This window comes from Chryseobacterium herbae, assembly GCF_025154075.1.
Classification (GTDB): domain Bacteria; phylum Bacteroidota; class Bacteroidia; order Flavobacteriales; family Weeksellaceae; genus Chryseobacterium; species Chryseobacterium herbae.
The window spans coordinates 824,956-836,793 of record NZ_JAOAMU010000002.1 but is presented as its reverse complement, the minus strand read 5'-3'; the positions used below and the strand labels follow the sequence as shown (position 1 = coordinate 836,793).

Here is an 11,838-nt window from a genome sequence, read left to right as displayed (position 1 = left end):
TCAGAACCCATAATGGTCCTTTATATTTTAAAGCTTCAACGTCAGATTATTATCGTCTGTTCCGTCTGTATTGGAAGCATTTTTTGATGCATTGATCCAGTCCTCTCCGTTCAGAATCAGTTTAAAAGTATAGGTTTTTCCTTTTTCAAAACTGGATTTCGGAACTTCCAACTCGAAGCGGTTATCTTCTTTCTTCGTTAACTGATAGCTCTTATTGTCTGTCTTCCAATCATTGAAAGAACCGGCCACAGAAGCACTATTGATCAGTTTTGAGTTTAAATTCTTTGGATGTGTATACGTAAATACAACGTTATCTCCTTTCAGATAGTATCCTTCTGTTTCCTTCTTGCCCGGTTTTGTCGTCAGATCATTCATTAATCTGGCCACTGAATTATAAAGCGCCGGAAATGTATCCGAACCGCTGACGTTTACAATAACGCAAATCCCTATATTCAGTTCGGGATAAATCGCAAACCATAACTGGTCTCCGAATGCTCCTCCGTGCTTATACCCCATTTTTCCATGTTCGCTAAGGCCATAACCATCCCAAAAATACCCGTACCAATCTCCCTTACTGTTACTGATATTTCGTTGAGACTCCTGAACAACTGAGTTTTTTGAATCCAGTTCATATTGTAAGAACTTCACCAGATCTCCCATTGTCGATTTAGTTTTTGAACCACCGGAACCCCATAAAAAACTTATGGATTTTGGCATCAGACGTCCGCTTGAATGATATCCATTCGCTAAGGCCTCACCTTTACCCAATTCCAGTTTGGTGTGATCCATTCCTGCTTTTGACAGGATGTTTTCTTTAAGGAGCGTTTCATAGCTTTTACCATATATATTTTCCAGCATCAAACCTGTCAGTTCAAGACTTAGATTGCTGTAGCTATATTTGACTCCGGGTATCGTATCCAGTTTTACTTTTTGAAGGTCCTGCCTAAAATGATCTTTTGTATAATTTTCGCTTAATTTGTTGTATTGAAAAGGCGTTTCATCTGACATTTTTTTCCTGATTTCGGTGTCATCAGGCAGATTACGCGGCAGCGCTGTTCTGTAGGAAATCAGATCTTTAATTTTAATAGGAGTTCCGTTGTATTCTAAATTGGGATAAGATCCTTTCAGGTACTTACGGATATCATCTTCAAGATTAATTTTATTTTCCAAAACGGCCTGAGCCAACAATTGTCCGGTAAAAAGCTTTGTTACAGATGCTATTTCAAAATAGGTATTGTCATCTGCCTTGTTTCCTTTTCCTTTATCTATTTCCCCGAAATGTTTTGTATATACTTTTCCGTCTTTCACTATTCCGACAGATACGGAATAAGCCCCTGATTTTTCTTTTAATTTTTGTGCATTGGTCTCCATGATGGAATACATCTCTTTCTGGCTTTGTGAAAAGCTCTTTGAAGATACAAGAATCAATAAAAAAATCGACAGGTTTTTCATGGGCTATTGTTATTTTACAAATTTATTGGGATTATCGGGATGTTCTTTCTGAAACTGCTCCGCGTCTTTTATTTCATTATTCAGCCATTCTTCGTAAGGAATCTTTTCATTATAATCCATGGTATATTTTTCTTTGCCATCTTCTGAAACCATGAATGTAAAACGGTCAGAAACCATACTGTCCATACTCGAAGCATAGGTTTTGATCTGGTAATAACGAAAATTTTCTTTTGGTCTTTCTACAATTTCAAAAAGTAATTTCTTCTCGGCATCAGACATTTTAGGATAAACATTGATGTAATATAATCCTGAGAGTGTTTTATTCTGCTTTTCAAAAAACTGAAGAATGTTCTTTTCTTTTTCGTTGTAATGAAACGGATTCGGATAATATTTCCCCTGGATTTCTTTGTCTTTATCAGATGATTTCGCAATGGGCTTAACGGTTTCTCCTTTGGTATTCATCACGCCCCAGGTTCCACCGACAATTCCTTTATGTTCATCCTCTGTTTTCTCCCAGTCACAACCGTCACAAAATACTGCATAACCATAGTCAAAATAGGAAACAAAATCATGTCTGGCTTCTATAACTATTTTTCCGTTGCGGTCTGCAAAACCAACTTTTCCATCCTTAACGAATCTTCTGACTCCTTCTTTGAAATAATCTGCTCCATTGTCATAAAAGAAGGGTCTGTACAGGAAATTTCCTTTTTTATCATACACATATCCCCATGCATTTTTTTCTTTGGTTTCTCCTTTTTTGGAACCGTCGAAATAAATAGTTTCCTCTTTTACAAGCTCTCTATCTTCAAGATCCGAATATATTTTAAACTGGGCAGGAACGATAATTTTTCCGTCCTGATCTTTTACTCCCGCCAAGGTATCTTCTGAAATAAAATACTTTAAAACCTCTTTCTTCTGGGAAAAAGAAAGGATGGGTATCATGGTAATGAGTAAAAGAGTTTTTTTCATGTTGAATCTAAAATAAAAAATGCAGCCCAAAAGACTGCATCTGTTTTATACTTTAAGATCAGCCTCCAATCCTATCAGGTCTTTATTCTGATCCAGAATCGGCTGAACTTCATTCGCGATGAATTCTTCCGTTTGGATGGGTGCGAAACCGATAAAGTTTTTAGGATCCAAAACTTCTTTTAATTTTGATTTATCTAATTTTAAAGAATCATCATTTAAGATTCTTTCAATAAGGTCATTTTCTTTTCCTTCTTCTTTCACTTTCTTGGAAGCTTCCATAGAATGAACTCTGATCACTTCGTGAATTTCCTGACGGTCACCACCAGCTTTCACTTCTTCCATGATGATATATTCCGTCGCCATGAAAGGAAGTTCTTCCATGATATGCTTGTTGATTCTGTTCGGATATACAACGATACCATTCATGATATTGTTCCAGATCAATAGAATAGCGTCAACCGCAAGGAAAGCCTGAGGAATCGTCAGTCTCTTGTTCGCAGAATCATCCAGTGTTCTTTCGAACCACTGAGTAGAAGCGACCATAGCAGAACTTGTCGTTAATGACATCACATATTTTGCTAATGCTCCGATTCTTTCGCTTCTCATTGGATTACGTTTGTAAGCCATCGCTGATGAACCGATCTGGTTTTTCTCGAATGGCTCTTCAACTTCCTTAAGATTTTGAAGAAGACGTAAATCGTTGGTGAATTTATGAGCAGACTGAGCAATATTTCCTAATAAAGCCACAACTTTAGCATCAATTTTTCTGTCGTAAGTCTGACCTGAAACTCCGAATACTTTCTCAAAACCGAATCTTTTTGAAAGTTCTTTATCTAAGTGTTTTACTTTTGAATAATCACCGTCGAAAAGTTCTAAGAAACTAGCAGCAGTACCGGTAGTTCCTTTTACTCCTCTGAAACGAAGTGTTTCCAAGAAGAAATCCAGCTCTTCGATATCAAGAACCAAACTCTGTAACCAAAGGGTAGCTCTTTTTCCAACTGTCGTCAGCTGAGCCGGCTGGAAATGGGTAAATCCTAAAGTAGGAAGATCTTTATACTGAATAGAGAAATCAGCTAAGTTTTTCATTACGTTCACCAGCTTTTTCTTTAAGATTAAAAGCCCGTCACGGATCTGAATAAGGTCTGTATTATCTCCTACAAAAGCCGAAGTAGCTCCCAAATGGATGATTCCTTTTGCTGAAGGCGCCACATCACCATACGTGTGAACATGAGCCATTACATCATGACGGAATTTTTTTTCATACTCAGCCGCTTTATCGTAATCGATATTTTCGGCATTCGCTTTAAGCTCGGCAATCTGTGCGTCTGTAATATCAAGACCTAAGTCTTTTTCTATTTCAGCCAAAGCTATCCAAAGCTTTCTCCAGGTACGGAATTTGTTATTATGTGAGAAATTAAACAACATTTCTTCACTGGAATAGCGCTCTTCCAATGGATTTTTGTAGGAATTCATTCTTTCTTTTACTTTTTAGATGTACAAAAATAAGGATTTTCAGTGAGAGATGAAAATTGTAAAGGTGCTTTTAAATTTTAACTAAAACCAATGATCTTTTTTATATTTTTTTAAAGACTGAATCAAATGCTGAAAGTCTTTTATTCCGTAGAATCTTATGGATGGGTTTCATGTATTTTTACAGAAAAAAAAGAAGCCGGTTTCGTTGGTGAAAACTTTTAAAGCTCAGATATATCCGGCAGATTACACAGATCTTTTCCTCTATTTTATTGAATAATTTCCAGAACATTGATTTAATTTTTCAACAAGTGGTGATTTTATTTCAATTTATTTATTAAATTCGTCATTACAGCGGCGCTCGAAAAGCTAACAGAGTAGAGAACAAATTAAAACCAAACTTATTATGAAAAATCTAAAAAAACTATCAAAGTCCGATTTAAAAATGATTTCAGGAGGATGGGTTCCGCAACCGGGACAAAGCTGTCCTTCCGGAACATGCCAATACAGAGAAAACGGTGCCTGCAGAAGATATGATGAAGCATTATGCATCTAATAAAAATAAGGCCTGATTGATTCAGGCTTCTTTTTTGTGGTTATTCATCATTAAAAACAAAAAAAAAGCTATTCAGACGAATAGCTTTTTATATTTTCAATCAGGATTTACTGATAAATTACAACATCATCTTTTTTAATCTGGTATCCGTTTTTCTTAAAAGGAACTAACATATATGTTTCTTTGATATAGCTTCCGCTTTTCCACATTTTGCTTTTTCCTTCTTTGTCAAGAATAATACTTTTTGCATTTCCTTCCGGGATGAAAATTTCAGCCCTCTTCATATCTTTACTAAAAATAACAGCCGTCATTGAAGTGGAACTTTTATCTGATCCCACTTCCTTTAATTTGATTTTCTGTCCAAAAACCTTTATACAATCATTTTTGATTTGTGAATACGTATAACCTGCCGAGCCTATACAGCCGTGAATATCTCTATCACCTCCTACAACCGGAGATTTTTGTTGGGTAAAGGCTAAAGAACTGAGGAACATTGCGCCCAATAAAATAGTTTTTCTCATAGTAAAATATTAATGGTTTGAGTTTTGTAAAATAACAACAGTAACAAGGTATTAGTAAATCCAAGATACAAAAAATCTCTCATTTCGAGAGACTTATACATATATTTTTTAGTTCTGTTGATTTCGGAGAAATTTAAAAAGAAAAAGACTGCCTTAACAGACAGCCTCCAGGTGTATTTTATAAAATTTGGATTTATTGATAAATCACAACATTATCTTTCTTAAGCTGGTATCCGTTTTTCTTAAAGGGAACCAATATATAGCCGTCTTTCTTCCATGCTTTACCTTTACCCAATCTTGTCAGGATAAGGCTTTCTCCATCTGTATCCGGAACGAAAACTTCAGCTTTTTTCATGTCTTTGCTGAAAATCACGGCAGCCATTGAAGTGGAGCTTCCTTTCGGAGCAACTTCCGTTAATTTGATCTTCTGCTCAAAAACCCTTACACAGTCTTTTTTGATCTGAGAATATGTATATCCAGCAGAACCTATGCATCCGTGAGCATCTCTGTCACCACCCACCGTTTGTGCAAAGGTAAAAGAACCCAGAAACATTGCGCTAAGTACAATCGTTTTTTTCATAATTATTATTTTAGAGTTACAAATGTGCTATTAAAAATCATGCCAAAAAAGGAAAAAGCCACTCTTTTGAGCAGCTTTGGTTATTATTATTTGGTCCAGTTGATTTTTGAATGTTTTACCTCATCAGAATTGGTTCCGACCATGATATCAAATTCTCCCGGTTCCCAGTCAAACTTCAATTCTCCGTTGTAGAATTTCAGACTTTCCGGGGTAATGTCGAAGGTGACTTTCTTAGATTCTCCTTTTTTCAGAAATACTTTCTGGAAACCTTTCAATTCTTTTACTGGCCTGGTAATACTTCCTACCATATCTCTGATGTAAAGCTGCACTACCTCAGCACCGTCATAGTTTCCGGAGTTCGTTACCGTTACTGTAGCCTGAACCGTCTGATTTCCTTTCGGGTTCGAATTAGAAACAGAGAGGTCAGAATAGCTGAATTTAGAATAGCTCAGACCATATCCGAACGGGTACAGTGGCGTATTACACTCATCCATATAGTTGGAACGGAATCTTTCGTAGACACATTTATCTACTTTATCCTGACTTAGCGGACGGCCTGTATTTTTTGCATTATAATAGATAGGCACTTGTCCTAAGCTTCTCGGGAAGGTCATCGGAAGTTTTCCTGAAGGATTTACTTTTCCGAATAAAACATCTGAAATAGCGTTTCCAGCTTCTGAACCTGCAAACCATGCATTAACAATTGCATCTGGTGTATCCTTCACATTCGTCAAAGCTAATGGACGACCTGTATAAAGAACCATCGCTATTGGCTTGCCTGTTTTTTTTAATTCATTTAATAAATCAACCTGAGATTGAGGAATGGTAATCTCAGTTCTTGAAGAAGACTCTCCGCTCATTTCCGCAGATTCTCCGATGGCAAGAACGATAACGTCTGCTTTGTTGGCTACGTCAACCGCTTCTTTCAATAATTCTTCTTTAGATCGATTGTCACGATCTGTTTTTTTTCCGTGAGCTGCATAAATATCTTCTAATTTAGCATCATAATCAATATTGGCTCCTTTTGCAGAAAGGAATTTCACTTCTTTCCCATAATTAGCCTGAAGCCCCTGCATTAACGAAACTGAAGCTGCATGTTTGGTAGCCACGCTCCATGTTCCGGCCATATTCAATGAATTATTCACCAATGGTCCGATTACCGCTACCGTTCCGGATTTTTTTAATGGCAGAACCTGATTTTCGTTTTTCAATAGAACCATAGACTGAGCTGCTGCACTTCTTGCCATGTTACGGTTTTCCATATTGTAAACCTCTTTTGCAGCCAGTTTTGCATCGCCATAACGGTAAGGATCATCGAATAATCCAAGGTCATATTTGGCTTCAAGAATTCTTTTGGTTGCTATATCAATCTCCGCTTGGGTAACTTTTCCTTCATCCAGAGATTTTTTAAGGGTGGTCAGAAATCCTTCTCCTACCATATCCATGTCTACTCCTGCTTTCAGAGCTAAAGCGGATACCTGCTGAAGATCTCCCATTCCGTGTTCGATCATTTCATTGATTCCCGTATAATCGGTGACAACGAAACCTTTGAAGTTCCACATTTTTCTTAGAACATCGGTCTGAAGCCACTTGCTTCCGGTTGCCGGAACTCCATCCACTTCATTGAAAGAGGCCATTACAGAAGCTACTCCAGCATCTACAGCTGCTTTATAAGGTGGAAAATATTCGTTGAACATTCTCACGTGGCTCATGTCTACCGTGTTATAATCACGGCCGGCTTCTCCTGCTCCGTACAATGCAAAGTGCTTTACACAGGCTAAAATTGTATTCCCAACGGAAAGATCTTTTCCTTGGTATCCGTAAACCATGTTTTTAGAAATTTCGCTGCCTAGGTACGGATCTTCCCCTGAACCTTCAGATACTCTCCCCCATCTTGGTTCGCGGGAAATATCCACCATTGGTGAGAATGTCCAGTTGATCCCGTCTGAAGAAGCTTCTTTCGCCGCTACTCTCGCAGACTGCTGTACCAAATTCATATCCCATGAAGCTGCCAGTCCCAATGGAATAGGGAAAGTAGTTTCGTAGCCATGGATCACGTCCATACCAAAGATCAAAGGAATTTTCAGACGGCTTTTTTCCATAGCCACTTTCTGAACGGCTTTGATTTTTTCAGCCCCTTTTATATTGAATAAGCCTCCTACTAATCCCTGCTCTACTTTTTTTCCGATATCTGAACTTTGAGCCTGTCCAGTGGTAAAATCTCCGGAGGTCGGCAGATTGAGCTGGCCAATCTTTTCATCTAAAGTCATTTTAGACAAAAGATTTTCTACGAAAGCTTTTCTTTTCGCCTGATACTGGGCCGTCTGGTAAGACTGCACCGGTTTGGTTACCATTTCCTGTGCGGAAAAAACGGGCGAAAGTGCTAAAGCTGCGAGTACAATTAACTTTTTCATAAATCTATCTTCTTAAATTATAGTTCTAATTTTATTATTTTAACGAGGAAACGTTTTTTGTTGGAAAACGCAAAGGCGCTATTTTTTTTTCAAGCTTTATGTTTTAAGGCGCGAGGATTTTATCTGCGATAAAATTGATTGAGGGTAGAGCTCGCTTCTTTATTCTTTATTCTTTATTCTAATTAAATTTATTCTCCTTTTTTCTTAGAGAACATCCATTCATACAGTTTTGGGTCTGAATAGGTGGAGTCCCATGAGTTGTGGTAGTCATTGGGGAAGATGACTAATTCTGCGGAAGGATTTACCGGATGCAATCTCTGATAAAAATTTAAAGCATTCTCCGGCAAGACAATATCATCCATTCCTCCGTGGAAAATTTTCATATTCAAATCTTTATACTGATTGATATTCGCGTACATAATCAAATCTGTAGGTGCACAAACTGGTACTACTGCTGCAAACATTTCAGGATGCTCCATGGCCAGTTTCAATGTTCCCCAGCCTCCCAGTGAAAGTCCTGTGAGATAAATTCTGGAGGCATCTATTTTATATTTTTTCTGAATTTCCTTGATCAGATTATAGACCGTTACAGTATCCCACCATGAATCTTCAGGACATTGCGGTGCTAAAATCGCTACAGGTTCCTTCATCAGATTTTTATAGGTAAACGGACTGTGAGCCTTAACTGCCTCAAGGTTATTTCCTCTTTCTCCGGAACCATGAAGAAATACGATCAACGGAACATTTCCTTTTGCTTTCTGAGGGTAATCCAGAATGTAGGATATTTTTTCTGTCCTTTTAATTTCTTTATTTAATTCTCCTTTTATTTCCTGTGCATTGATCTGTAGTGACAATGACAGGAGTAAAAAGGAAGGGTGTTTTAGTTTTAATTTCATAGTAATATATAGGTTTTGGCTAAAGCCGTTTGGTGTGTCGTTTTTATTTAAACGGGCTAAAGCCCGTTTCTATTGAAAGAAAATAGTCTTTAAAAATCAGATTATTTTATCCCGTATTTCTCAGACTGAAAACTTAATTTCTTAAGTCCCTGTTGAATTTCAGGGGCATTCATAAATAGTTTCCAGAGGAATCCTGTTCTGTAGTTTTCTATCATAGGAGCAATGGTTCCCTGGTCGATGGCTAAATATCTTGGCGTAAACCAGTTGTTGTAATTCACGGAAGTTGCGTCGTAAGGTCCTGCTGATCCTATGAATTCAGGTTTTTGTGTGTACAGGAATCTCAGAAAATCCATAGATTCTTTTGGAGTGTACGGAAAGCTGCTTAGTGAGGCGGTTGGTGTGATTACGCCATTGTCATTGGTTGGCATGTGAGCCGTGTAGCCTGTGCTTCCGTCTTCATTTCTTGTGTAACCGGCTGTCAGTCCCCAATAGTTCGGGCCGTAGCCTTTCCATTGTTTTGGATTTTCAACGCAGTATTTATAGTCGATAAGGACTTGATTTTTGTTTAAGTCAAAATAGTTTTTCACCAGTTTATCAGAAAGTCCGGTAGGATCCAGACCGATGTAGGAATATTGTGACCAGAAAAGCGGTCCGCCGTATTCTTCGGCATAATTGTGTTTTACATACAGAGGAAGTCCGTATTTTGTTTTGTCTGAAAGATAATTTCCGTTTCTCGCCCAGCCTTTGTAATAAGTTTCCGCATCGATGGGATGGGTTGGTGATGAAGCGGCTAAGATGTACGTGATCAGGCATTCATTATATCCTTCCAAACGAAAATTCATTTCCCATTGATATTCCGGTGACCAGTGCCAGTAGAGTACTTTTTCACCTCCTTTTGTATACCAGTTCCATTGAATTCCTTTCCAAAGCTCGTCACATTTTGAAGCGAGGGCTTTTTCTTCAGCATTTCCGTTTTTAAAGTATTCACGTACCATCAGAATTCCTGAAGTAAGGAATGCAGTTTCCACAAGGTCGCCGCCGTTATCTTTTTTCCCGAAAGGAACTGTTTTTCCTGTTTCTCCATTGATCCAGTGAGACCAAGCGCCTTTATGACGATCTGCTTTTGCCAGAAAATCCATCATATGAGTCAGTCTTTTTACCGCTTCTTTTCTTGGAACAAATCCTCTTTCCACGCCTACTAAAAGGGTAGCCAATCCGAATCCGGATCCACCTGTTGTGATGACATGCTTGTCATTGTCAGGATAAATATTGTCTTCATGGTAACGCTCTCTTCCCAGCATAGATTTAGGTTCGGCATAGTCCCAGAAATATTTCAGGGCATCTTTCTGAACTCTGTCCATGAGCTGCTCATCGGTGATATTGCTTTTTACGGCTTCATTCTGAGCAGTTTCAGTGTTTTTGATCTGAGAATTTTTACATGAAAACAGTAAGGATACTGTAAGAATAGAAATAAGGCCTAACTTCATAAGATATACATTTTCAGATGGATGATAAAAAAACAGCCAAAGTAAACTTTGGCCATTTTATAGTATTGTAGATTAATAACCAGGATTTTGCGTGAAAGCTCCGTGGCTTTGATCCATTGCATCTAAAGGAATAGGGAATATTTCATTTTTCCCAGCTTTAAATCCGTAGGGAGCAAGTACAGTGGCTGCCTGCCCGGTTCTTACCAAATCAACAAATCGGTCTCCTTCCAAAGCTAATTCCACTCTTCTTTCGTGCCATATTGCCTGACGTAAAGCTATCTGGGTTGTAGCTGTTGTTGGTAAAAGATCAGCTCTGTCTCTAACTTTATCCAGATTTAATTTTGCCGTAGAGGCATTACCTAACTCATTAGCCGCTTCTGCATTAATCAAAAGGATCTCAGCAAAACGCAGTATTCTGATGTTTTGGATAGATCCATAGCCACAAGCACTGTTATTCAATGCTTTCGGAACATATATTTTCTGGTTGTAGGTAGTCACAGAGTTGGCATCTCCCATAGCAATCAAATCGCCTTCAGGGGTAGTTTCTCCGTTTCTAAGGATGGTCAATTCTTTTCTGATATCTCCTGTTTCAAATGCATTTTCAAGTGCACTGGAAGGCGTGAAAAAGCCCCATCCGAACTGGTCTCTTACTCCCTGAACCTCAGCATACTGACTTCCTTTGTATGGTGGTTCACATCCGCAGTTCACTTCAAAAACAGATTCTTTACCGAACTCACCAGCCGGTCTGAATAAATGGTTAAAATCAGGATCCAGATCATATCCCATACCGATAACCAGGTTAGAAGTATCATATGCTTTCTGCCAGTCTTTTTTATAAAGATACACTTTAGAAAGTAATCCCAATGCAGCTCCTTTCGTCACTCTTCCAAGATCTGAAGCTGGATAGGTCTGAGGCAGAACTTCTGCCGCAGCAAGAAGATCAGCAATGATAAAGTTATAAACTTCTTCTACCGAATTTCTAGGTTTCTCATAAACAGTTTCCACTTTATCATAAATAGGAACGCCTCCATAAATTCTTACTAAATTGAAATAGAAGTAAGCTCTTAACATTCTGGATTCAGCGATCAACCTGTTCTTTAAAGTAGTATCCATGTCTATGGCTGGAACATTGGTGATCACCTGATTGGTTCTGTTCACCGCCTGCCACTGCCCGATCCAGTATCCTCTTACTCCTTCATCACTCACTGTATAGGTGAAATTATCATATACATTAATGAAAGAGGAATCTCCCGGGTTAGAACCTTTTACCACATCATCTGCCGGAACCCCGAAAACAAACTGATAAGGAAATGCTGAATTTTCCCAGCTTCTCAGAAAACTATAGATAGCACTGGTAGCCTGTAACGCATCTTCCTGTGTCTTGAAAAATGATGCAGCTTCTGTCTGACCTTCCTGCTTTATGTCTAAATAATCGTCTTTACAGCTTACTGCAAGCGAAAATAAAGCGATTGTTAAAAATATCTTTTTCATAA

General features: G+C 38.2%; 10 protein-coding genes. 1 reads left to right on the top strand and 9 read right to left on the bottom strand.

The genetic code is table 11. The features are described from left to right. Positions 1 to 27: 27 nt before the first annotated feature. The 3 genes from N0B48_RS09735 to purB are packed head-to-tail and all read right to left on the bottom strand — an operon-like array spanning position 28 to position 3,894. Entirely contained in the window at positions 28 to 1,452 is a 1,425-nt protein-coding gene (locus N0B48_RS09735; RefSeq protein ID WP_259838585.1) for a serine hydrolase, read from the bottom strand. A gap of 9 nt (positions 1,453 to 1,461) precedes the next feature. Continuing rightward, positions 1,462 to 2,421 carry a WG repeat-containing protein gene (locus tag N0B48_RS09730; protein ID WP_259838584.1) on the bottom strand — a complete coding sequence of 320 codons (960 nt, stop codon included), beginning with the start codon at positions 2,419 to 2,421 and terminating at the stop codon, positions 1,462 to 1,464. Between the two features lie 45 nt (positions 2,422 to 2,466). After that, positions 2,467 to 3,894: an adenylosuccinate lyase gene (purB, locus tag N0B48_RS09725; protein ID WP_259838583.1), complete on the bottom strand. Its 1,428-nt coding sequence runs from the start codon at positions 3,892 to 3,894 to the stop codon at positions 2,467 to 2,469. A gap of 403 nt (positions 3,895 to 4,297) precedes the next feature. Between purB and N0B48_RS09720 the strand changes: the two genes are divergently transcribed. After that, on the top strand, positions 4,298 to 4,447 hold the full coding sequence (locus N0B48_RS09720) for a bacteriocin-like protein (RefSeq protein ID WP_167375224.1): 150 nt from the start codon (positions 4,298 to 4,300) through the stop codon (positions 4,445 to 4,447). Positions 4,448 to 4,554: 107 nt separating this feature from the next. Here N0B48_RS09720 and N0B48_RS09715 read toward each other — a convergent pair whose 3' ends face one another. The 6 genes from N0B48_RS09715 to N0B48_RS09690 all read right to left on the bottom strand — a co-directional run bounded on the left by N0B48_RS09715 (position 4,555) and on the right by N0B48_RS09690 (position 11,836). Then, positions 4,555 to 4,968, bottom strand: coding sequence for a hypothetical protein (locus N0B48_RS09715; RefSeq protein WP_259838582.1), 414 nt, complete (start codon positions 4,966 to 4,968; stop codon positions 4,555 to 4,557). A gap of 193 nt (positions 4,969 to 5,161) precedes the next feature. Further along, positions 5,162 to 5,548 (bottom strand): hypothetical protein, encoded by a 387-nt coding sequence (locus tag N0B48_RS09710; protein WP_223605479.1) that lies wholly within the window; start codon positions 5,546 to 5,548, stop codon positions 5,162 to 5,164. Positions 5,549 to 5,634: 86 nt separating this feature from the next. Further along, positions 5,635 to 7,962, bottom strand: a complete 2,328-nt coding sequence (bglX, locus tag N0B48_RS09705; RefSeq protein ID WP_259838581.1) for a beta-glucosidase BglX — start codon at positions 7,960 to 7,962, stop codon at positions 5,635 to 5,637. Between the two features lie 188 nt (positions 7,963 to 8,150). Continuing rightward, entirely contained in the window at positions 8,151 to 8,858 is a 708-nt protein-coding gene (locus N0B48_RS09700; protein WP_259838580.1) for a carboxylesterase family protein, read from the bottom strand. A gap of 101 nt (positions 8,859 to 8,959) precedes the next feature. Next, positions 8,960 to 10,345, bottom strand: a complete 1,386-nt coding sequence (locus N0B48_RS09695; protein ID WP_259838579.1) for a glucoamylase family protein — start codon at positions 10,343 to 10,345, stop codon at positions 8,960 to 8,962. 72 nt (positions 10,346 to 10,417) lie between these two features. Then, a complete protein-coding gene (locus N0B48_RS09690; RefSeq protein ID WP_259838578.1) occupies positions 10,418 to 11,836 on the bottom strand; it encodes a RagB/SusD family nutrient uptake outer membrane protein in 1,419 nt (472 codons plus the stop codon). Positions 11,837 to 11,838: the final 2 nt, after the last annotated feature.